The sequence below is a fragment of the Amycolatopsis sp. NPDC043885 genome, assembly GCF_056435685.1.
Map to the genome: position 1 here is coordinate 341,102 of NZ_JBWKEA010000001.1, position 20,089 is coordinate 361,190.

22 protein-coding genes are annotated in these 20,089 nt (G+C 69.2%); 9 read left to right on the plus strand and 13 right to left on the minus strand.

Features of this window, described 5'->3' with window-relative positions:
• The first annotated feature begins 20 nt into the window (after positions 1 to 20).
• The gene (locus AC069I_RS01735; RefSeq protein WP_478225065.1) at positions 21 to 875 is read left to right on the plus strand and encodes an NAD-dependent epimerase/dehydratase family protein; all 855 of its coding nucleotides are present in this window, start codon (positions 21 to 23) and stop codon (positions 873 to 875) included.
• Positions 872 to 1,705 carry an aldo/keto reductase gene (locus tag AC069I_RS01740; protein ID WP_478264654.1) on the plus strand — a complete coding sequence of 278 codons (834 nt, stop codon included), beginning with the start codon at positions 872 to 874 and terminating at the stop codon, positions 1,703 to 1,705. The genes AC069I_RS01735 and AC069I_RS01740 overlap by 4 nt, the downstream gene beginning before the upstream one ends.
• Here AC069I_RS01740 and AC069I_RS01745 read toward each other — a convergent pair whose 3' ends face one another.
• A complete protein-coding gene (locus tag AC069I_RS01745) occupies positions 1,706 to 2,320 on the minus strand; it encodes a LysE/ArgO family amino acid transporter (RefSeq protein ID WP_378443405.1) in 615 nt (204 codons plus the stop codon).
• 66 nt (positions 2,321 to 2,386) lie between these two features.
• On the opposite strand from AC069I_RS01745, the gene AC069I_RS01750 reads away from it, so the two are divergent.
• From AC069I_RS01750 to AC069I_RS01760, 3 genes are all read left to right on the plus strand, one after another.
• The gene (locus tag AC069I_RS01750; RefSeq protein WP_478225063.1) at positions 2,387 to 3,265 is read left to right on the plus strand and encodes a LysR family transcriptional regulator ArgP; all 879 of its coding nucleotides are present in this window, start codon (positions 2,387 to 2,389) and stop codon (positions 3,263 to 3,265) included.
• 93 nt (positions 3,266 to 3,358) lie between these two features.
• Entirely contained in the window at positions 3,359 to 3,946 is a 588-nt protein-coding gene (locus AC069I_RS01755) for an HhH-GPD-type base excision DNA repair protein (protein ID WP_478225062.1), read from the plus strand.
• Between the two features lie 120 nt (positions 3,947 to 4,066).
• Positions 4,067 to 4,843 carry an SDR family NAD(P)-dependent oxidoreductase gene (locus AC069I_RS01760; protein ID WP_478225061.1) on the plus strand — a complete coding sequence of 259 codons (777 nt, stop codon included), beginning with the start codon at positions 4,067 to 4,069 and terminating at the stop codon, positions 4,841 to 4,843.
• A gap of 8 nt (positions 4,844 to 4,851) precedes the next feature.
• Here AC069I_RS01760 and AC069I_RS01765 read toward each other — a convergent pair whose 3' ends face one another.
• Genes AC069I_RS01765 through AC069I_RS01780 form a run of 4 tightly spaced genes read right to left on the minus strand, consistent with a single transcriptional unit; the run spans position 4,852 to position 6,931 of the window.
• Complete coding sequence (locus AC069I_RS01765; RefSeq protein WP_340684663.1) at positions 4,852 to 5,418, minus strand: GNAT family N-acetyltransferase; 567 nt, start codon at positions 5,416 to 5,418, stop codon at positions 4,852 to 4,854.
• Positions 5,419 to 5,425: 7 nt separating this feature from the next.
• The gene (locus AC069I_RS01770; RefSeq protein WP_478225059.1) at positions 5,426 to 5,980 is read right to left on the minus strand and encodes a hypothetical protein; all 555 of its coding nucleotides are present in this window, start codon (positions 5,978 to 5,980) and stop codon (positions 5,426 to 5,428) included.
• Positions 5,981 to 5,988: 8 nt separating this feature from the next.
• Positions 5,989 to 6,633, minus strand: a complete 645-nt coding sequence (locus AC069I_RS01775; RefSeq protein WP_478225058.1) for a spermine/spermidine synthase domain-containing protein — start codon at positions 6,631 to 6,633, stop codon at positions 5,989 to 5,991.
• A 22-nt stretch (positions 6,634 to 6,655) separates the two neighbouring features.
• Positions 6,656 to 6,931 (minus strand): TrmH family RNA methyltransferase, encoded by a 276-nt coding sequence (locus AC069I_RS01780; RefSeq protein ID WP_478225057.1) that lies wholly within the window; start codon positions 6,929 to 6,931, stop codon positions 6,656 to 6,658.
• Positions 6,932 to 7,169: 238 nt separating this feature from the next.
• Between AC069I_RS01780 and AC069I_RS01785 the strand changes: the two genes are divergently transcribed.
• Positions 7,170 to 7,358 (plus strand): DUF1918 domain-containing protein, encoded by a 189-nt coding sequence (locus AC069I_RS01785; protein ID WP_125680051.1) that lies wholly within the window; start codon positions 7,170 to 7,172, stop codon positions 7,356 to 7,358.
• Between the two features lie 3 nt (positions 7,359 to 7,361).
• Here the strand turns inward: AC069I_RS01785 and AC069I_RS01790 are convergent, their stop codons facing one another.
• Entirely contained in the window at positions 7,362 to 8,531 is a 1,170-nt protein-coding gene (locus tag AC069I_RS01790) for an MFS transporter (protein WP_478225056.1), read from the minus strand.
• Positions 8,532 to 8,708: 177 nt separating this feature from the next.
• Between AC069I_RS01790 and AC069I_RS01795 the strand changes: the two genes are divergently transcribed.
• Both AC069I_RS01795 and AC069I_RS01800 read left to right on the plus strand, forming a co-directional pair.
• Positions 8,709 to 9,023: an ArsR/SmtB family transcription factor gene (locus tag AC069I_RS01795; RefSeq protein ID WP_034304518.1), complete on the plus strand. Its 315-nt coding sequence runs from the start codon at positions 8,709 to 8,711 to the stop codon at positions 9,021 to 9,023.
• A gap of 185 nt (positions 9,024 to 9,208) precedes the next feature.
• Positions 9,209 to 10,381, plus strand: a complete 1,173-nt coding sequence (locus AC069I_RS01800) for an MFS transporter (protein WP_478225054.1) — start codon at positions 9,209 to 9,211, stop codon at positions 10,379 to 10,381.
• A 68-nt stretch (positions 10,382 to 10,449) separates the two neighbouring features.
• Here AC069I_RS01800 and AC069I_RS01805 read toward each other — a convergent pair whose 3' ends face one another.
• Positions 10,450 to 10,749 (minus strand): DUF3017 domain-containing protein, encoded by a 300-nt coding sequence (locus tag AC069I_RS01805; RefSeq protein ID WP_034304513.1) that lies wholly within the window; start codon positions 10,747 to 10,749, stop codon positions 10,450 to 10,452.
• 153 nt (positions 10,750 to 10,902) lie between these two features.
• On the opposite strand from AC069I_RS01805, the gene AC069I_RS01810 reads away from it, so the two are divergent.
• Positions 10,903 to 13,527: a TNT domain-containing protein gene (locus tag AC069I_RS01810; protein WP_478264655.1), complete on the plus strand. Its 2,625-nt coding sequence runs from the start codon at positions 10,903 to 10,905 to the stop codon at positions 13,525 to 13,527.
• 69 nt (positions 13,528 to 13,596) lie between these two features.
• Here AC069I_RS01810 and AC069I_RS01815 read toward each other — a convergent pair whose 3' ends face one another.
• The 6 genes from AC069I_RS01815 to AC069I_RS01840 form a co-directional block, all read right to left on the minus strand.
• Positions 13,597 to 14,184 (minus strand): pentapeptide repeat-containing protein, encoded by a 588-nt coding sequence (locus AC069I_RS01815; RefSeq protein WP_478225052.1) that lies wholly within the window; start codon positions 14,182 to 14,184, stop codon positions 13,597 to 13,599.
• Between the two features lie 22 nt (positions 14,185 to 14,206).
• Entirely contained in the window at positions 14,207 to 15,232 is a 1,026-nt protein-coding gene (locus tag AC069I_RS01820; protein WP_478264656.1) for a reverse transcriptase family protein, read from the minus strand.
• A 181-nt stretch (positions 15,233 to 15,413) separates the two neighbouring features.
• Positions 15,414 to 15,896 (minus strand): VOC family protein, encoded by a 483-nt coding sequence (locus AC069I_RS01825; protein WP_340684670.1) that lies wholly within the window; start codon positions 15,894 to 15,896, stop codon positions 15,414 to 15,416.
• 67 nt (positions 15,897 to 15,963) lie between these two features.
• The gene (locus AC069I_RS01830; protein WP_478225050.1) at positions 15,964 to 16,473 is read right to left on the minus strand and encodes a hemerythrin domain-containing protein; all 510 of its coding nucleotides are present in this window, start codon (positions 16,471 to 16,473) and stop codon (positions 15,964 to 15,966) included.
• A 106-nt stretch (positions 16,474 to 16,579) separates the two neighbouring features.
• Positions 16,580 to 19,933: an error-prone DNA polymerase gene (locus AC069I_RS01835; protein WP_478264657.1), complete on the minus strand. Its 3,354-nt coding sequence runs from the start codon at positions 19,931 to 19,933 to the stop codon at positions 16,580 to 16,582.
• A gap of 3 nt (positions 19,934 to 19,936) precedes the next feature.
• The gene (locus AC069I_RS01840; protein ID WP_478225048.1) at positions 19,937 to 20,089 is read right to left on the minus strand and encodes a hypothetical protein; all 153 of its coding nucleotides are present in this window, start codon (positions 20,087 to 20,089) and stop codon (positions 19,937 to 19,939) included.

Sequence of the window (20,089 nt, forward strand, 5' to 3'; positions counted from 1 at the left end):
CCACCGTAACACTGGTGGACATGAAGCTCGTGCACATGAAGAGAGTGCTCGTTCTCGGCGGAAGCCGGTACTTCGGCCGCGGGGTGGTCGAGCGGCTGCGGGACGCCGGCTCGGACGTCACCGTCCTCAACCGTGGCTCCGCACCTGCCCCGTCCGGCGTCGCTCACCTGCTCGCCGACCGCGACGACGAAGCCGGCCTGAAGGCCGCTCTGCGGTCTCGTTCCTTCGACGTCGTGCTCGACCAGGTCTGCTACACGCCGGTCCAGGCGGAAATCGCGCGCCGTGTGCTCCGCACGGACCGCTACGTCATGACGTCCACGATCGAGGTCTACGACCAGGTCAGGACGGAGACGCCGATGACCGAATCGCTGGTCTCCTCCGTGCCGGTCGACCTCGGGGCACCTTCGTACGACTACGGCGAAGGCAAGCGGCAGGCCGAGACGGTCTTCGCGGCGGGAGAACCACCGTTCGCGTCGGTGCGCGTCGCGCACGTCCTCGGCGGAAAGGATTTCACCGGGCGGCTGCGCCATTACGTCGAACGGCTGGACGCGGGGGACGCCGTGGACATCCACGCGGGACCGCGGCCGTCGACGTTCATCCACGCGAGTGAGATCGCGGACTTCCTGACCTGGGCCACGCTCGCGGACTTCACGGGTCCGGTCAACGCCGGCTCCCACGGCGGACTTTCCGCCGTGGACATCGCCCGCGCGATCTCGATCGAGCCCCGGTTCCGGGTCGTCGAGCGGGACGCCTCGCCGTTCTCGTTCGACCGGTACGCCGTCCTGGACACCTCGCGCGCGACCGGCCTCGGCTTTTCCTTCTCCTCCACCACCGATTGGCTCGGCGCAGCCATCGAAGACGCCAGAAAGGCATGACCCCCATGCGTTACCGCAACATCGGAGACGTCGAAGTGAGCGCGATCGGGCTGGGCGCGATGCCCCTGTCGATCGAGGGCCGTCCTGATCGGGACCGCGCGATCGCCACGATCCACGCCGCGCTCGACGCCGGTGTCACGCTGATCGACACGGCCGACTCCTACCACTGGCACGCGGGCGAAACCGGCCACAACGAGATGCTCATCGCCGACGCGCTGGCCGTCCGCGGCGACTCGGACGGGGTCCTCGTCGCGACCAAGGGCGGCCGTGGCCGTCCCGGTGACGGTTCGTGGACCGTCACCGGGACTCCCGCGCACCTCAGGAACGCCTGCGAGGGGTCGCTGAAACGCCTCGGCGTCGACGCCATCGGGCTCTATCAGCTGCACAAGCCCGATGAGAACGTGCCGTGGGCGGATTCCGTGGGTGCGATCAAGGAGCTGGCCGACGAAGGCAAGATCCGGCTCGCCGGGATATCCAACGTGTCCCGCGCGCAGATCCTCGAAGCGCGGGACATCCTCGGCGAGACACTGGTTTCGGTGCAGAACGAGCACGCGCCCGCGAATCTGTCGCACGAACCGGAACTGGCCCTGTGCACCGAGCTCGGGCTCGCCTACCTGCCCTGGGGCCCGCTCCGCGGCATCGGCGGGGAATTCCTTTCCGTGGCCGAAGATCTCGGGGTCAGCCCGCAACGGGTATGCCTGTCCTGGCTGCTCGCGAAGTCGCCGTCGATGATCGCGATCCCCGGCTCGACGAGGCCCGCGACCATCCGCGATTCGGCGGCCGCGGCCGATCTGGTGCTCACCGCCGAAATGCTGGCTCGCCTGCCGTGATCAGGCCCCGGCCACCAGCGCCACGCCCAGGCCGATCATCGTCGCGGCGACCAGCCCGTCCAGCACCCGCCACGACGACGGCTTGCGGAAGAACCCGCTGAGCAGCCGCGCGCCGAACCCGAGCGCGAGGAACCAGATCACGCTGGCCGACACCGCACCCACGCCGAACGCCCACCGATCGCTGCCGTGTCCGGCCGCGATGGCGCCGAGCAGGAGAAGGGTGTCGAGGTAGACGTGCGGATTCAGCCAGGTGATCGCCAGCGTGGTCAGCACGATGCGGCGCAACGATCCGCCGGTCTCCGGGCCGCCGGTCTCCAGCGCGGACGGCTTGAACGCGCGACGGGCCGCGAGGGCGCCGTAGCAGAGCAGGAAAGCGCCGCCGACCAGCGCGACGATGGTGAGCGCTTCCGGTGACGTCCCCACCAGCGCTCCGACCCCGCCGACGCCGAGGCTGACCAGGATGGCGTCCGAGAAGATGCAGATCAGCACCACGACGAGTACGGCTTCGCGCCGGATGCCCTGGCGCAGCACGAAGGCGTTCTGCGCGCCGATCGCGACGATGAGGGCCATGGTGGCGCCGAACCCGGCGACCGCGCTGAACAGAACGTCTCCCATGCGGACAACACTAGGAAGCCACTCGTCAACAGTACAACTAAAGATTCTTACGTAAGATTAGCGTTCGTGATGACAGATCTGCCCCTCGACCTGGTCCGCACGCTGCTGGTGGTCGCCGACGAAGGCACGTTCGACGCGGCGGCCTCGGCACTGCACGTGACCCCGTCGGCGATCAGCCAGCGCGTCAAGGCGCTCGAACAGCGCACCGGCCGTGTCCTGCTGATCCGCACGAAACCGGTACGCCTGACCGAATCCGGGCAGGCGGTGGTGCGGTTCGGCCGTCAGGTGGCGCTGCTGGAGGCCGACACCCGGGCCGAACTCGGCCTGACCACCGGCGACGAGCCGGTCCGGCTGCCGATCGCGGTGAACGCCGATTCGCTGGCGACCTGGTTCCTGCCCGCCCTCACGAGGGTGCCGTCCGAGCAGAAGATCTGCTTCGAACTGCATCGCGAGGACCAGGACCACACCACGACCCTGCTGCGGGAGGGCCTGGTGATGGCCGCCGTGACGTCGTCACCCGATCCGGTCGCGGGGTGTTCGGTGCAGCGGCTCGGGCACATGCGCTACCTCGCCGTCGTGAGCCCGGCACTCGGCACCGACCTCGACCTCGCCGAAGCACCCGTCGTCGTCTTCGACCGCCGTGACGACCTCCAAGACCGCTTCGCTCGCGAGCGCGGCACGATCGCGAGCCGGCTGCGGCACTACGTCCCGTCGTCCGAAGGGTTCTTCGACGCCGTCGCGGCCGGGATGGGCTGGGGCATGGTGCCACTCGCGCAGATCGGCGACCGGCTGCGCGACGGCAGTTTCGTCTGCCTCGACCCCGATCACCCGATCGACGTACCGCTGTTCTGGCAGCAGTGGAAACTCGACTCCCCCGCGCTGGCGGCGGTTTCGGCCGCCATCACCACGGCGGCCGCGGACCTGCTGGTCGACCCACAAGGATGAAGACGCGCGGATCGGCCGGGTCGTGAGATCCTGGGCGCGGGACGCGCATCGCGGGTAGCCGCCGTGCCACCTCTGATCCGGGAAGATGAGGCCATGCCGAACGAGCTCCGACTGACCGGCGACGCCGACGCCGACAAGCTGCTCAACGACGATCCGTTCGCCCTGGTGACCGGTCTCCTGCTTGATCAGCAATACCCCATGGAACACGCTTTCCGCGGGCCGAAGAAGATCGCCGACCGGATGGACGGCTTCGACATCCGCAAAATCGCCGAAGCCGACACCGAGACCTTCGTCGAACTCTGCGTCACCCCACCGGCCATCCACCGCTATGGCGGCTCCATGGCCCGGCGCGTCCAAACCCTCGCCCAGTACGTCATCGAGCACTACGACGGCGACACCGCCGCGCTCTGGACGGCCGGGCGGCCGAAACCCAACGGCGAAGAGGTCCTCAAACGCCTCAAAGCCCTCCCCGGTTACGGCGAACAAAAAGCCAAAATCCTCCTCGCGCTCCTCGGCAAACAACTCGGCGTCCAGCCCAAAGGCTGGCGCGCCCTCGCCGGCGCCTACGGCGACCGCGGCTCCCGCCGTTCCATCGCCGACGTCACCAGCCCCGAAAGCCTCGCCGAAGTCCGTGCCTTCAAGAAAGCGGCCAAAGAAGCCGCCAAGGCGACCGCTGAATAACCACCGAGCACCACGGCGGTCTGACCCCACTCTGCTGACGAACTTCCGGGACGGTCGCTTGCCCGGGCGAACATCGATCCAGCACGACTATCGCCGCTGAAGCGGTGGAGGACACTTCCTATGACGATGGAGACTTCGCGTATCGCTGTAGTGACCGGAGCCGGAAGGGGGATCGGCCTGGCGATCGTTCGCGCGCTGGTCGAAGACGGATTCACGGTCGTTGCGGCAAGCCGCACCGTCACCGCCGGATTGAAGGAGCTGACGCCGGACGCGCTCGAAGCCGATCTGGGCCACCCCGACGAGCCCGCCCGCGTCGTGCGGCACGCTCTCGACCAGCACGGCGGGATCGACCTGCTGGTCAACAATGTCGCGGGCACGTCCACGCCGCCCGGCGGATTCCTCGCGCTCGACGACGAGGCATTCCTGCACACCTTCAACGTGACTTTCATGTCGAACGTCCGTGCCACGCGGGCCGCGCTGCCGAGCCTTCTGGAGCGCCGCGGCGCGGTGATCAACATCAGTTCCGTCAACGCGAAGCTGCCCCAACCACGGCTGGTCGCGCAATCCGCGGTCAAGGCCTCGGTGTCGAACCTCGGTAAGGCGCTCGCCGAAGAGTTCGGCGGCCGCGGTCTGCGGGTGAACACGATTTCGCCCGGCCCGGTGTGGACCGACCTGTGGACGTCGCCCGGCGGTCCCGGCGACATGATCGCCAAGCGAGCGGGTGCCACGCTGGACACGTTCAAGGACCAGCTGCCCGCCACCGTCGGCACCTCGACCGGCGAGTTCGCCGACCCTGACGAGATCGCGGCGCTCGTGGTGTTCCTCGCCTCCGGCAAGGTGGCCAATATGAGCGGTGCGGATTTGGTGATCGACGGCGGGATGATGAAGACGGTCTGAGCCGGTGGCTACTTCCTCCCCGCTCCCGGCCACGGTCCCGGTGTCTCGGCGGGCAGTTCGGCCTGCTCGACCTCGGTGCGGAACAGCCGGAAGCCGCGTGCCTGATAGTTCTTGAGCGCGGCCGGGCCGTCCGTGGTGCAGGTGTGGACCGTGACGCGGCGCGTCGTCGCCTTGCCCGGCCAGCGCTCCGCGAGCGCCCAGGCCTCCCGCAGTGCGACGGTCAGCAGGTGCCCGCCGACGCCCTTGCCGACGAAGGACGACATCAGGCCGAAGTACGCGAGCTCGACTTCGCCGTCCACAGTGCCGTCGAGTTCGAAGTAGCCGCACGGCGTCCCCTGCGCGTAGGCCACCCAGGTCTCGACCCCCGGCCTGTCCAGCCACTCGACCCACTGCGCCCACGTCCAGCCGAGCCGGTCGATCCAGAACCAGTCGCCGCCGACGGCGGTGTAGAGGTAGCGGTTCAGTTCCGGGCTGACCAGCTCGGCACGGGTGACCGTCACCGGGACGGCCGGCGGTTTCGCGGCGCTCAGATCGTCCGGTGAGGTCTGCTCGAGGTGCCAGGTCGTGATCTCCATACGGCGATCATTTCAGCCAGACCCGCAGCGGCCCCAGGGCCGTGTAGCCGTTGCGGAGGGCGGCGTCGAGATCTTCGCCGTGCTCGTAGCCGGTGATCGGCAAGCCGGGGAAGCTCGCCGCGACGGCCGAGGTCGCACCGCGCCAGGCTTCGTCCAGATCGCCCTGGGTGTACAAATTGGACAGTCCGGCGAAGTCGCCGTCCCGGTTGGCCGTCACCCCGGCGACCCCGTTCGACCACAGGGCGACGGACGGGTCGTCGAACCGGTCGCCGACCCGGGCCCAGCCCGGTTGGAGCGGCAGCCGAACCGTGCGGGTGATCCAGGTGGCCTCGAAGAGCACCTCGAAGCCCGCCTGCGAAAGATCCAGGCAGCCGAAACTGTCCTTGACCGCGCAGCCCGGCGAGGTGTCGATCCCGTCCAGCACCTCCGCCGCCGTCGCGTCCGGCGTCAGGGTCATCGCGTCGGGGTACAGCGGTGGTGTCCGGCTCGCCGACTTCCAGACGCGGGTGGTGAAAGTGCCCGTCCGGCACACCGTGTCGCACCAGCGGGCGTTGACCCGCACGGCGTCCGCTACACCCGCGCGAACCACAGCACGTCCGGTTCCCCTTGCGGCACTGGGATCTTCAGCTCGCGCACCTCACCGAAACGCGCCCGGAGCCGCTTCGCGAACGACGACACCGACTCGGCGCTCCACACCCCGAGCACGCCGCCGGGCCGCAGCCGTGCGGCGAGCATGTCGAGGCCTTCGTCCCGGTAGAGCTTCGCGTTCCCGTCGGTGACCGTCCACTCAGGACCGTTGTCGATGTCGAGGCACAGCGCGTCGAACCGTTCTTCCGTCCGGCGCAACCACTTCACCAGATCGGCCTCGACGACGGTGACCCGGTCGTCGGACAGGGCGTCGTCGTGGACGTCCCTGAGCGGGCCCTCGCGGTTCCAGCCGATCACGGCGGGCTCGCGCTCGACGACCACGACCTCTCCGACCCCGGGATGGTCCAGCGCGGCGCGCAGCGAATAGCCGACGCCGAGGCCTCCGATCAGCATGCGTGCCTTGCCCGGCACCAGGTCCGCCGCCACCGACACGAGCAACCGTTCGGATTCACCGTTCCGGGTGTCCATCAGGAAGACGCCGTTGGCGATGACCTCGAAGTCGGCTCCGGCCCGGCGGAGCACCAGTTCGCCGCTTTTCCCGGCGACTTTGTCGAGTACGTCGGTCATCCGGGCAGCTTATCGGCGACGGTCACAGCAGTCCCGCCAATTTGTACAGGACGAGGCTGCCGGCGACGGCGACGTTGAGACTCGCGCCGGTGCCCACCATGGGTATTTCGACGACGTTGTCGAGAAGGTCGAGCGCGTCCGGCGGAATGCCCTGCTGCTCATGGCCGAGCACGGCGATCGTCCGCCCCCGTGCGGGCGCGAGATCGGCGAGACGCACGGCCTCGTCGGCGAGTTCGACACCGACGATCGCCGTGCCCGCCGCCCGTTCCCGCTCCAGCCAGCCCGGCGGATCGTGCACCCAGTGCACACAAGCCGGACGGCGCAACGTGTTCCCCCGGCGCGGCGACGAGATGTCCCCAACAGGAGTGGGCTTTGCTTCTTCTGGCCGCACGCAATTCCGAAGGCGTGCGGACCCGGATCGACGGGCTCACCGGACGTGAGGCGTCGCGCCTCCAAGGATTTCGAGGATCATGAGGACACTGTAGCGAGAATCACCCCGACGCTCCTAACCTTGTAAGCGTCGGAGGTGATTTCTCATGCAGGCGACCGTCGGAGACGAGATCCACGTGCACGGGCGCACGGTCGGCTCGGCAGAGCAACACGGTGAGATCCTCGAGGTCCGCGGCGAGCACGGTGCTCCGCCGTACCTCGTCCGGTTCGCGGACGGACACGAAGGGCTGGTGTTCCCCGGCCCCGACTGCGAAGTCCAGACCCGCGCCGAGTAGTCGTCACTCGGCCAACGCGGGCCGCGGCACGCGGTTCCGCCAGCCCGCCACGACCACGGCCGCGCCGAGCGCGGTCAGCACCGCCGCGATCTCGGGCAGCAGGAGCGGCCCGCCGCCGCTCAGCACCGCTCCGCCGACCAGGCCGGAAAGGCCGACGCCGAGATAGATCGCGGAGGCGTTGAGCGAGAGGACGAGCCCGGCGTTGTGTTTGGACAGCTCGATCAGCCGGTGCTGGATCGGCGGGTTGACCGACCAGGTGGCCAGACCCCACAGGAAGAGGACGACGGCCGCGCCCGCGACGGTGGTCGCCACCAGCGGCAGCAGCGCGAGCACCACGGTGATCCCGCCGAACACGACCAGCAGCGGTCCCCTGGCGCCCCAGCGGTCGGTCGCGCGGCCGCCGAGGACGTTGCCGAGCGCGCCGCCCGCGCCGTACACGAACAGCAGCAGGCTGACCGTCGTGCCGTGGACACCCGCGGTGGCGGACAGGACCGGCGAGATGAAGGTGTAGACGGAGAACGCGGCCAGGCAGCCGAGCACGGTCGCGCCGAGCATGGCGAGGACGCGCGGATCCTTGGCGACGGTGAACCGTTCGGCCAGCCGGACCGGGGGTGGCGCCGGGACGGCGGGCAGGACCAGCCGGACCGCGAAGGCACCGAGAAGCGAGAAGGCCGCGACGAGTGCGAAGACGGCCTGGTAGCCGACGCTCTGCGAAAGGACGCTGCCGAGCGGCACGCCCAGGATCGTCGCGACGGTGAGTCCGCCGAAGACGAGGGCGACCGCGCGGCCCCGGCGTTCCGGCGAGGTGAGTTCGGCGGCGACGGCGCTCGCGGCCGGGGTGAAGACCGCCGCGCCGATCGCGGTGACGACCCGGGCGAGGAGCAGGGTCACGTAGCCGGGCGCGAGGGCGGCGAGGGCGTTGCCGATGGCGGTGACGACGAGGGCGGCGACCAGGAGCGTGCGCCGCTCCCAGCGGCCGGTGACCGCGGCGAACAGCGGTGAGCCGACCGCGTACGCGATGGCGAAGGCGGTGACCAGCTGCGCGGCGGCCGTCTCGGAGACCGCGAGTTCGCCGGTCAGCGCCGGCAGCAGCCCGGCGACGACGTAGCCGCTGGTGCCGACCGCGAACGTGCCGAGCGCCAGCACCGCGGTCCTGGGTGGTGCGAAAGTCATGACTCCCCAGCTCCAGACCCCTCAGATCGCGATTAGCCCGCGAAACGCAGGTCGGCGCCGGATCGCGATTAGGCCGCTAAAGGCGACATGAGGGTCGTTGTTCGATGGTTGTCGTAGTTCGATGGAGACCGTACTACGAACTCGCCGGAAGTTCGAGGGACGTCGTACTATGGACGGATGGCCGCGACGCAGCAGTACGTCTATCCCGATCAGGACGAGATCCGGATCGAGGCGGTCCTCGCCGCGCTCGCGGACCCGGTCCGGCTCGATATGGTCCGCCAGCTGGCCGAACCCGGCACCGAGATCTCGTGCAGCGGATTCGACGTCGCCGTGACCAAGTCCACACTCACCCATCACCTGCGCACGCTGCGCGAAGCGGGCATCATCATGGGCCGCCAGCAGGGCACCGCCCGCTACAACTCGTTGCGCCGCAAGGATCTCGACGAACTCTTCCCCGGCCTGCTCCAGGGCGTGCTCGCCGCCCGCCGCTGAGGGTGGTCAGCCTCACCCGAAACCGGGATGACAAAGGCACCCTCGATCGGTTGAACTGGACGCAGGACAGCGGGGCCGCACGCGCTGTCTTCTTTTTGTGCCTGAGACCTAAATCGATTCAGCTCCCCATCCGCGACGCTGGGCGAGTAATCGTTTACCCAAGTACGACCCCCGGAAGGAGAGCCGTGCCCGTCGCGCTGCTCGCGCTCGCCATCGGTGCCTTCGGCATCGGGACCACCGAATTCGTCATGATGGGCGTGCTGCCCGAAACCGCCGCGGACTTCGGCGTGTCGATCCCGTCCGCCGGTTACCTCATCTCCGGCTACGCGCTGGGCGTCGTGGTCGGCGCCCCGCTGCTCACCGCCGCCGCCGTCCGCCTGCCGCGCAAGACGATGCTGCTGGCGATGATGGGGCTGTTCACGCTGGGCAACGCCCTCTTCGCGCTCTCACCGAACCAGGAGTTCGGCGTCGCCTTCCGCTTCCTCGCCGGCCTGCCGCACGGCGCGTTCTTCGGCGCCGGCGCGGTCGTCGCGTCCAGCCTGGCCAAGCCGGGCGAACGCGCGAAGGCCGTCTCGATGATGTTCATGGGCCTGACCCTGGCCAACGTCGTCGGCGTGCCGCTGGGGACGCTGCTCGGCCAGAAGGTCGGCTGGCGCGCGACCTTCGGCGTCGTCGCCGTGATCGGCCTGCTCGCCATGGCCGCGATCGCGAAACTGGTCCCCCACCAGGGCAAACCGGTCGAGCCGTCGCTGCGTGGCGAACTCGGCGCCTTCCGCCGCCCGCAGGTGTGGCTCGCGCTCGCGATCGTCACCTTCGGCCTCGGCGGCGTGTTCGCCTGCCTGTCCTACATCGCGCCGATGCTGACCGACGTCACCGGCTACTCGCCGTCCGACGTCACGCTGCTGCTCTCCCTGGCCGGGGTCGGCATGACGATCGGCAACTACCTCGGCGGCAGGCTCGCCGACAAGGCGCTGATGCCGAGCCTCTACGTCTCGCTGATCGGGCTCGCTTCGGTGCTGGCGATCTTCACCTTCACCGCGAACGGCAAGGTCGGCGCGGCGGTGACGATCTTCTTCGTCGGCCTCGCCGGGTTCATGATCGGCCCGATGATGCAGGCCCGGATCATGGAGAAGGCAGGCGGGACGCCGTCGCTGGTCTCCGCCGCCGTGCAGTCGGCGTTCAACATCGCGAACTCCATCGGCGCGTACCTGGGCGGCCTGGTGATCGCGGGCGGGCTCGGCCTGGTCGCGCCCAACTGGGTCGGTGCGTCGCTGGCCGTGCTGGGGCTCTCGCTGGCCGTGGTGTCCGGCGGCATGGACCGCCGCGAGGCCCGGCTCGCCCCCGCCATGGCTTCCTGACCTCATCAACGCGCGTGAAGGCCCCCTTCCCTCGGCTCAGTCGAGGGGGAAGGGGGCCTTCACGCGCGTCAGGACAGAGGTCCGCCGGTGATCGTGAAGGCGATGAACAGGATCAAGACGGAAAGCGCGCCGTAGGTCAGGACGTCGACCGGTTTGCCCCGGATCGCCAGCAGTCCGGCCTTCGCCTCGGGCAGCACCGCCCGGAGCAGGCCGGCGAGCAGCAACGCGCCGCCGATCAGCGCGGCCCCCTGCCGCCAGTGGTACTGGCCGATCCGGAGGGCGGCGACCGCCACCACCAGCATCACCAGCAGGAACGGCAGGTGATGGAGCAGTGCCCCACGGTCACGCCGTTGTCCGGCCACCGCCATCAGTCCTCGTCCTTCAGGGTCGCGTCGGCGATTCGGTTCACTCGGTAAGTATCCCGGGTGAGTGACCCGGCACCAGGTCAGGGCGTCTTCCGGGGAGTCAATAGCGGCAAAACCCACATGCGGGGTGCACGCGAGCGCGGATACGGTCAAAATGTGACCGTGGCACAACCGACGACTCAGTTGAACGCGACCGAGCAGGACACCCTGGTCAAACAGATCGGCCTCGCCCTGCTGCGGGCCGCTCCGCGTGATTGGCGGAAGGTGACCGCCGAGTACCGAGCCGTCGGCAGGTACCACGAGATGACCGGGGAGATCATCACCGAGGACGGCAGCTCGCACGAATGGGTCGCGACGCACGACATCGCGACACTGTTCGGCAGGCTCCGTGCCGGGATGTATCGCGACGGGCGCGGCACCTGGTTCAACGCCCGCTACCAGCTCGACCACCCGTCCAGCTACAACCTCGAATACAACCGCGACGAGCCGCAGTGGCGCCTCGCGCCGCCTCCGCAGGCGCTCTCCGACGAACTGCGCATGTTCCCCCGTTCCGAGGAGAACGTGCCCGAATGGCTGATCCGGCGCATGTCCGGCCTCGGCCCCGAGCAGCCCGGACCGCATTTCCGCATCGCCCGCATCTTCGACACGATCGGCCCGGCCGGGCGTCCGGTGATCAACCGGCCCGACCTGGAGATCGAGGAGCAGGACAGGCTGCTCGAGTACCTCGACCACGCGCCGCTGGTGGTCACCGAACGCGGCTACGACATCGACCGGCTCGCGCAGACCCCCGAGGCCACCGTCCCGGTCGCCTTCCACAGCGACGGGCAGTGGATCTGGCCCGCCGCCGTGAACTTCTACCTGCGCCAGTACGGCGTCTCCCCGGAGCTCGACCTGATCGAGCACGTCCGGCAGAACGACTTCACGCTGCCCGAGGTCGACGGCCCGACGCTGCAGGCCGCGGCGGGGTACCTCACCCGGGGGAATCAGCCTCCGCAGCAGCGCCCCAACGGTCCGGGTGGGCCCGGCGGGCCTAGTGGGCCCAACAACGGCTCGCCCGCGGGCCCGCCTCCGCAGGGTCCGCCGCAGAACGGCCCGGTGCCGCCCCCGCAGCAGGCCGCGCCCGGTCAGGCCGGACCCGGTGGTCCCGCGGGCCCCGGTCCGAACCAGGCCGCCGCCCAGCCGCCCGTCCCGCCGCCGCACCAGCAGGGTCCGGACCAGGCAGCGGTGGCCGCCGCGGCCGCCGCTCCGGTCGCCGCGGCCGCGGCCGTCCCCTCCGCGGAGACAGGTGTCCCGGACCAGGCCGAGCAGGCCCAGCGGTACGAAGACGACTACGACACCCAGGACTACCAGGCGCAGGACTTCCACGAAGCCGCCGCCGAGCAGCAGTACGAAGCCGGTTACGAAGACCCGTACGCGCACGACGAGGCGCGGTTCCACGAGTCCGAACAGGACGTCTTCGCCGACGAGGACCGGCAGGGCACCGATCCCGAGCCGGAACCTCGGGCCGACCCGGAGGCCACCACGTACGCGCGGGTCCCGCAGGTCGACGCCTATGAGCGGCCGCCGGTCGAGGAAGAGCAGGACGCGTACGCCCGGCAGGAGGAAGACCAGCCGTACGCGCCCCCCGAAGAGGAGACGACGACCGGTTACACGCCGGTCGAGCAGGCCGACGCCGGTCCCGAGCTGCCTCTCCTCACGCACGACGCGGGGCCGAACGTGGCACCCCCGCCGTCGGACACCGAGGTCACGCGGGTCGACGCCCCGCCGCCCGCGCCCGAGGTCCGCCCCGAGCCCGAACCGCGCCGCGTCGAGCACACCGAGCCGGCGCTGAACGAGTTGCAGGCGAAGTTCGACGAACTCGACGTGCCCGGCGACGTCTACCGCATCGGCTCGCCCGCCGAGCACGGCTGGAGCGTCGAGCAGGTCGACGGCGGCGGCTGGCGGGTCGGCTGGTACGACGGGAAGCTGACCAATCCGGCGGTGTTCGGTGACGCCGAGGACGCGGCCGCGTTCATGCTCGGCAAGGTCCTGCTGAACCCGAACGGCGCTCCGCCTCCCGCGGAGCAGCCCGCCGTCGAAGAGGAACCCGTCGAGGAGCCTCCGGCGCCGCCCGTGCTGGCGACGCTGTCCCCCGAGATCGCCACCGGTTCGCATCCGGTGCCGCCGCGGGAGTCGATCCCGGCACAGGAACAGACCGCGTTCACGACGGCCGAAGAGCTGCTCGGGGACGATTTGGACGACGAGCCCGCCCCCGCGCCGGTCCCGCCCGCACCCCCGGCGCGGCCGAACCCGGTGCTGGCGAGCCCGCCGCCCGCGCCGCCGCGGCGCGAGCCGCCGGTGACGCCGCCTCCGCCGCCGATGCGGCGCGAGGAACTGGCCCGTCCGCCCGCGGCGGCGAACGCCGCCGGGGCGCCAGACGCCAAGCAGAACTGGCCGATCTCGCCGCTCAACGGTGAGCCGCCGCTGACGCTGTTCCGCGGCAAGGAGCTGCGTGAGCTGCCCGCGGGCAGCGAGCTGGACCGCTTCGGCGGCCCGAACGGCAACCTGACCTACGCGGCCGGGACGCCGTTCGAGGAGCGCTCGCTCGTGCCGGAGTGGGTGAACCGGCCGTACCACGTCTATCGCGTGCAGCGTCCGCTCGAAGCCCTCGCCGGTGTCGCGATCCCGTGGTTCAACCAGCCCGGCGGCGGGTCCGCGTACCTGCTGCCGGCGTCCATCGAGGAGCTGCTCGCCGAGGGCGACCTCATCGAGCTGGACCCGGGCGAACCGCCGATCGACTAGTCCGTTCTGCAATGAAGGGGCCTTTCATCGCAAATTTTGCGATGAAAGGCCCCTTCATTGCATCTGGGGTCAGTGGATGACGAGGCCGTGCGCGGCGGCGTAGGCGATCGCGGTCTCGGTGTCCACGTGGACACCGGAGAGGTTCGCCTGCACCAGGCCGTTGGCGTCGAGCCGCGCGCCGCGCAGGTCCGCGCCCTCGAGTTTCGCGCCCGCCAGCCGGGCGCCGGTGAGGTCCGCACCGCGCAGGTCGGCGCCGGTCAGGTCCGCTTCGAGCAGGTTCGCCTCGCGCAGCCGCAGGCCACCTAGGTCCACTTTGGACAATCGCGCCTTGCTGAGCGAGACCAGCGAGAGATCGCATTCGGTGAAGGCGACCTTCTGGAATCGGCAGTCCACAAAGGACGATCCGAGCATCGAGCAGGAGCTCCACCGCGTGCTCGCCAGCACACTGCGATCGAAGGTGCACGAGCGGAACGCGGACGCCTCGTGGCGCGAGCCTTCGAAGTCGACCTTGGTGAAGTCGCACTGGTCGAAGGTGCAGCCCTGGGTACGCAGCCCGCGCAGGTCGGCTTCGGTGAAATCACATCCGACGAAACTGCGTTTTTCCCACCACTGCTTGGAAAGAACGGCTTCTCGGTAGTCCTCCGCGGTCTCGATCACCCGTCCAGGATCGCATACCCGCTCACGTCCAGGTGATGCCGTCGAGCAAGTCGCGCAGCTTTGCCGCCCGGCGCTCGGACGACGCGGCGATCCAGCCGATCCGGCCGAGCAGATGGGCGCGGAAGTCCGGATGACCGGCCCGGTTCTGCTCCTCCGGGCCGGTCCGGGCGCAGTTGTGGAGCAGCGCGCGCAGGGCGTCGTAGTCGGCCCGCGTCGCGGCGGGCGCGCTGTTGACCACCAGTCCCGCGACCCGTTGCCGCTGGTGCGCGGCGGCGATCGACGTCTTGTCGTCCCTGAGCCGGAACCCCTCGTCGGTCACGATCCGCCGGACCCCTGGCAGCAACCGGTGCAGCGGCAGGGAATCCCCGGAGAACGCCAGATCGTCGGCGTACCGCGTGTAGACCGCGCCCAGCGCACGGGCGAGGCCGTCGAGCCGGCGGTCCAGATGGTGCGTGACCGCGTTCGCGACCGCGGGCGACGATGGCGCGCCCTGCGGAAGATGCGTGGCCGCCAGGTTGTTCAGCAGCCGCACGCGCGCCGGGTCCCGCCGTCCCCCCGACACGGTGGCGAGGACATCCGGCGGAACGGCCGTGGTGAGCACGCCCGCCAGTGCTTCCGCCACGGCGGGCGGATAGCCGGCGAGCGCGAGCAGCGCCGAGATCCGGCGCGCGGACACCGCCGGGAAGAACCCTTCGAGGTCCATCCTGACCACGGTCTCGCGGCCGGCGTGGGATGCCGCGCACGACAGCGGCGACCGGCCGCGCCGGAATCCGTGCGCGGCCTCGTGCACCGGCAGCGCGTCGACGACGTGCCGCACGATCCGGCGTTGCAGTTCGGCGATCCGCGGCTTCGGCCGCTCGATGAGCCGCACGCCGCCCGAAGCGGTCGGGATCCAGCGGTAGGTGTAGTGCCGGATCGGATCGGCCGCACGCCTGTTCCAGCTCCTCGCGTCGGCGAACCACGAGAGTTCGCCGGGCGTCAGGTCGAGGGCGGTGGCGCAATCGTCGAAGGTCGCCCAACGGGCCACCTGGAATCGCCAGGCCGGCATGGGTTCGAGGAGCGACGCGGAGGTGACTCTTTCTCCTGTCATCCGCGCGGACTCGCACGCGGAGCGTGCCGCCCTCGCGCGGGGCGCCTTGTCTCGCTGTCTTCGTGCTCCCCGGGGTTGCCCCGGAGTGGGTGGCGATCCACCGGCTCACCTCCGCGTCGCTATCGCCACCCTACCGACTTCAGCGACTGGGGATGATCTCCGTGCCGGAGACGTAGCGCATGGCCTCGATGAACTTCGGGTCGTTCATCCGGCGCTCCATCTCCGGATAGTCGAGGTCGACCAGCCGGGTCTGGATCCACCACAGGTTGCCGAACGGGTCGCGGACCCGACCGACACGGTCGCCGAAGAAGAGTTCGGTCTGCCTCGTCACCTCTTCGGCGCCCGCCTCGACCGCCCGGCGCTGCGTCTCCACGCTGTCCTCCACGTAGAGCCGCAGATACGCCGGGGTGTCGACCCAGTCGTCACGCGAGTCGAACAGCATGACGACCGAGTCGCCGATCCGGACCTCGGCGTGCCCGATCTTCCCGCCTTCGACGTACACCGGTTCACCGATCGGCTCCGCATCGAAGACCCGCTTCAAGAAGTCGATCACGCTCGCGGTGTCGCGCGAGATGATCCACGGGGTGACCGAGTGGTAGCCATCGGGGATCGGGTTGCTCATCGGGGTTCTCCTCAGTCGTCGTGTGCGATGAGAAGAACGCTAGAGCCCGTATAGGACAGATCGTGTCCTAATGCGATTTCAGCAGGAAAGGCGGCTTCGGCTCCTGCCACTCCGGCATGTCCAGCGAGTTGAGCACCTCGACGATCCGCTTCTCTTCGTAGCGGAAATGCGTCTCCATGATCGCCGTGAGGCCGTCCAGTTCCCGTTGGACGTGCAGGATCTCGGCCTCACTCGACCCGGGGCCGACACCGGCGACCAGCTCTTCGAGCCGTTCGATGATCCCGGTCATGACCTCGTGGTCGTGCGCGAGCTCTTCGAGCGACGGCCGCAATTCGGGGAATTTCTCCGCCAGCACAAGGAAAGCGCCACCGTCTTCCCCGGCGTGATGCCTGGTCAGCGCCGAGCAGAAGGTGAGGCAATGAGCCCGGAGATCGCGCAGCCGCTCCGCGCGCCCGACCGCGACCGATTCGAGGTCGTCGTGCAGTGCGGCCAGCTCTTTACGCAGCCAGTTGTGAACCTGAACGAGTTGATTTCCGAACGCCGTCAACCGGCCGTCCGTTCGAGAAGGGGTTTCCATGATTTCCCATGGTCCGGCGCCTCCATGCCCGCGACGGTCTCTTTGCCGGGTGCACTGCGACGCTGGAAACACTTCAGCACGACCGCCAGGTGATCGTCAAGGGACTTCAGTGGAAGTCGCGGGACTTGGCGGTGATCCGCAGCGGCAGGTGCCGGATCTGTTCGGCGAGGACGTTCACCACCTCGCCTGTGCGCTCGACCACGCCCCGGACCAGCAGCGCGGGACTGCCACGGGCGACCCGGTGATAGCGCTGCCACACCCCCATCGTGCAGATGACGTTGATCATCCCCGTCTCGTCCTCGAGGTTCATGAAGGTGACGCCGCCCGCGGTCGCCGGCCGCTGGCGATGGGTCACCGCGCCGCCGGTCAGCACCCGCGCGCCGTGCGGGATCCCGCGCAGGCCCGCCGCCGTGACGACGCCGAGTTCGTCGAGGTGCTCCCGGATGAACTGGGTCGGGAAGCTGTCCGGCGACACCCCGGTGGCCCAGACGTCCGCGGCCGCGATGTCGATTTCGTCCATCCCCGGCAACATCGGCGCCTTGGCCCCGGTGATGAGTCCCGGCAGTTTCTCCGGGCTTTCGTCGGCGACCGCGCCCGCCGCCCAGAGCGCGCTTCGCCTGTTCTCGCCGAAACACCCGAAGGCACCGGCCGCGGCCAGCGCCTCGACCTGCGGTTTGGTCAGCCGCACCCGACGGGCGACCTCGGACAGATCCGCGAACGGGCCGCCGCGTTCTCGCTCCTCGACGATCTTCTTCGCCAGGTTCTCGCCGATCATCCGCACGGTGGACAACCCGCCTCGCACGGCGAGCAGTTCTCCCCCTTCCGGCAAGGGTTCCAGCGTCGCGTGCGGAAGACTCGCGTTGATGTCCGGGCCGAGCACCCGCACCCCGTGCCGCCGCGCGTCGGCCACCAGCGACTGCGGCGAGTAGAACCCCATCGGCTGCGCGCGCAGCAAACCCGCCAGGAACGCGTCCGGATGGTAGTACTTGAAGTACGCGCTCGCGAACACCAGCAGGGCGAAACTCAGCGCGTGACTCTCCGGGAAGCCGAAATTCGCGAACGCCTTGAGCTTGCCGAAGATCTTCTCGGCCAGCTCGTCCTCGATGTCGTTCTTCGCGGCGCCTTCGAGGAAGCGCCGTTTGAGCCGCTCCATCTTCTGTTCGGAACGTTTCGCCCCCATGGCATGGCGCAACTGATCCGCCTCCGCCGGCGTGAAATCGGCGATATCGAGGGCGATCTGCATCATCTGTTCCTGGAACAACGGGACACCGAGGGTCTTTCCCAGCGCGTTGGCCAGTTTCGGATGGTCGAAATCCCATTTCTCCTGGCCGTTCTTTCGCCGGATGTAGGGATGCACCGAACCACCCTGGATCGGGCCGGGGCGGATGAGCGCGACCTCGACCGCCAGATCGTAGAACGTCTTGGGAAGTAAGCGAGGCAGCGTGGCCAGCTGCGCACGGCTCTCCACCTGGAAGACACCGATCGCATCGGCGCGGCAGAGCATTTCGTAGATGTTATGATCCTTGAGATCCAATTCGGAGATGTCGACCTCTTCCCCTTTGTGGTCACGAACCAGATCGATCATATAATGCAGGGCCGACAACATTCCGAGGCCGAGCAGATCGAATTTGACCAGCCCCGCCGCAGCACAGTCGTCCTTCTCCCACTGCACGACACTGCGGTTCTCCATGCGGGCCCATTCGATCGGGACGACCTCGCTCACCGGCTGACGGCAGATCACCATCCCGCCGGAATGGATGCCCAGATGCCGTGGGAAGTCTTCGAGCGCGCAGGCGAGTTCCACGACCTCCTCGGGGATGTCGTGATCGTGGTCCTTCTCCGTGGCGCGCAACGCACCCCAGCGGTCGATCTGCTTGCTCCACGCGTCCTGCTGGCCTGGCGAGTACCCGAGTGCCCGCGCCGCGTCCCGGACCGCGGACCGGGCCCGGTAGGTGATCACGTTCGCGACCTGCGCGGTGTTCAGCCGCCCGTATTTCTCGTAGACGTACTGGATCGCCTCCTCGCGGCGATCGGATTCGATGTCGAGGTCGATGTCCGGGTAACCGTCGCGATCCGGGGCGAGGAAGCGTTCGAAGAGCAGGCCGTAGCGCACGGCGTCGACCTTGGTGATGCCGAGCGCGTAACAGACCGCCGAATTCGCGGCCGATCCCCGGCCCTGGCAGAGGATCTTGTTGGCCCGGCAGAAGTTCACGATGTCCCAGACGATCAGGAAGTAGCCGGGAAAGCCCAGTTCTTCGATGATGTCCAGTTCGTGGTCGATCAGCTTCCTGGCTTTTTCGCGGTACTCCTCGTCCTTGTTCTTCTCGTGCTCCTCCGCGCCTTTCTCGGTGAGGTACCGCAAGTAGGACGCTTCGGTGTGGCCTTCCGGAACGTCGAACGGCGGCAGCTTCGGCTCGATGTGGTGGAGTTCGAACGCGCATTCCCGGCCGAGCAGCGCCGCCCGCTGCACCGCGCCCGGGTACCGCGCGAAGATCTCGGCCATCTCCTCCCCCGACCGCAGGAACGCCGTCCCCGCGGCGGGCAGCCAGCCCTCCATGTCCTCCAAGCCTCGCCGGGCGCGGATGGCGCTGAGCGCGTCGGCGAGCGGAGCCCGCTCCGGCCGGGCGTAGTGCGCGGCCGTGGTCGCCACCGTCGGCAGGCCGAACTCGTCGGCCATCTCGCTCAGCAGATCATTGTGCGTGCTGTCCAAGGGAAGGCTGTGGTCGATGAGTTCGACGTAGACGTTCTCCCGGCCGAAGCAGTCGATGAGTTCCTTCAGCCGCACGACGGCCGCTGCGGGGCCTTCGGTGACGAGCGCCTTGCGCACCGCGCCCTTGCGGCAACCGGTGAGCACCACGCACTTCCCGCGTACCTCTTCGGCGACCGCGCGCAGGTCGTAGACCGGCCTGCCCTTCTCCGCCCTTTCCTTGGGGGACAACGACTGCCTGTCGAAGCCGTACAGCTGGCCGGCGGTGATCGCCCGGTTCAGGCTCAGGTACCCGTCCTGTTGCTTGGCCAGCAGGAGCAGATGCTCGCCCTCGGGGTCGGCGGACCCGTTCTGCGGCCCCGAAAGGCCGAAACTGAGCTCCGTGCCGAAGACGGTGTGCACGCCCAGCTCCCTCGCCGCTTCGGCGAAGCGCACCACTCCGTACATGCCGTCGTGATCGGTGAGCGCGATCGCGTCCAGGCCCAGCCTCGCCGCTTCCTCCACCAGCTCCTCGGGATGACTCGCCCCGTCCAGGAAGCTGAAGTTCGAATGGCAGTGCAGTTCGGCGTACGGTACCCGGTGCGCGGTGGCGCCGTCGTCGTCACCGATCAGCCCGGTCAGATCCGCGGGCGGCTGATAACCCTGCCGTTTGGCACTCCAGGCGGGGCTGTCCCCGCCGTCGCCGGACGGCACCTCGCCCGCGAGCTCGCGGGCGAGGTCCTTCCATGGCCGCGGAGGGTTGTTCCAGCCCATCGGTCACCGGTTCTCGGTCGAGATTCTCGGCGCGGGGACGAACACTTCCGCGCGCGGGACGCAGGCCGCCCAGGCGGTGTCCAACTCGGCACGTTGCACCGGGATGGCCGGTTCCTCCAGCCAGCGTCGCACCAGCCGCGTGTACTCCTCGTCCAT

Excerpts from the sequence above, each read along its gene's own strand:
- AC069I_RS01735 (WP_478225065.1), top strand. The coding sequence starts at position 21 with ATGAAGCTCGTGCACATGAAGAGAGTGCTCGTTCTCGGCGGAAGCCGG.
- AC069I_RS01740 (WP_478264654.1), top strand. The coding sequence starts at position 872 with ATGACCCCCATGCGTTACCGCAACATCGGAGACGTCGAAGTGAGCGCG.
- AC069I_RS01745 (WP_378443405.1), bottom strand. The coding sequence starts at position 2,320 with ATGGGAGACGTTCTGTTCAGCGCGGTCGCCGGGTTCGGCGCCACCATG.
- AC069I_RS01755 (WP_478225062.1), top strand. The coding sequence starts at position 3,359 with ATGCCGAACGAGCTCCGACTGACCGGCGACGCCGACGCCGACAAGCTG.
- AC069I_RS01760 (WP_478225061.1), top strand. The coding sequence starts at position 4,067 with ATGACGATGGAGACTTCGCGTATCGCTGTAGTGACCGGAGCCGGAAGG.
- AC069I_RS01765 (WP_340684663.1), bottom strand. The coding sequence starts at position 5,418 with ATGGAGATCACGACCTGGCACCTCGAGCAGACCTCACCGGACGATCTG.
- AC069I_RS01775 (WP_478225058.1), bottom strand. The coding sequence starts at position 6,633 with ATGACCGACGTACTCGACAAAGTCGCCGGGAAAAGCGGCGAACTGGTG.
- AC069I_RS01785 (WP_125680051.1), top strand. The coding sequence starts at position 7,170 with ATGCAGGCGACCGTCGGAGACGAGATCCACGTGCACGGGCGCACGGTC.
- AC069I_RS01790 (WP_478225056.1), bottom strand. The coding sequence starts at position 8,531 with ATGACTTTCGCACCACCCAGGACCGCGGTGCTGGCGCTCGGCACGTTC.
- AC069I_RS01795 (WP_034304518.1), top strand. The coding sequence starts at position 8,709 with ATGGCCGCGACGCAGCAGTACGTCTATCCCGATCAGGACGAGATCCGG.
- AC069I_RS01805 (WP_034304513.1), bottom strand. The coding sequence starts at position 10,749 with ATGGCGGTGGCCGGACAACGGCGTGACCGTGGGGCACTGCTCCATCAC.
- AC069I_RS01820 (WP_478264656.1), bottom strand. The coding sequence starts at position 15,232 with ATGCCGGCCTGGCGATTCCAGGTGGCCCGTTGGGCGACCTTCGACGAT.
- AC069I_RS01825 (WP_340684670.1), bottom strand. The coding sequence starts at position 15,896 with ATGAGCAACCCGATCCCCGATGGCTACCACTCGGTCACCCCGTGGATC.
- AC069I_RS01830 (WP_478225050.1), bottom strand. The coding sequence starts at position 16,473 with ATGGAAACCCCTTCTCGAACGGACGGCCGGTTGACGGCGTTCGGAAAT.
- AC069I_RS01835 (WP_478264657.1), bottom strand. The coding sequence starts at position 19,933 with ATGGGCTGGAACAACCCTCCGCGGCCATGGAAGGACCTCGCCCGCGAG.
- AC069I_RS01840 (WP_478225048.1), bottom strand. The coding sequence starts at position 20,089 with ATGGACGAGGAGTACACGCGGCTGGTGCGACGCTGGCTGGAGGAACCG.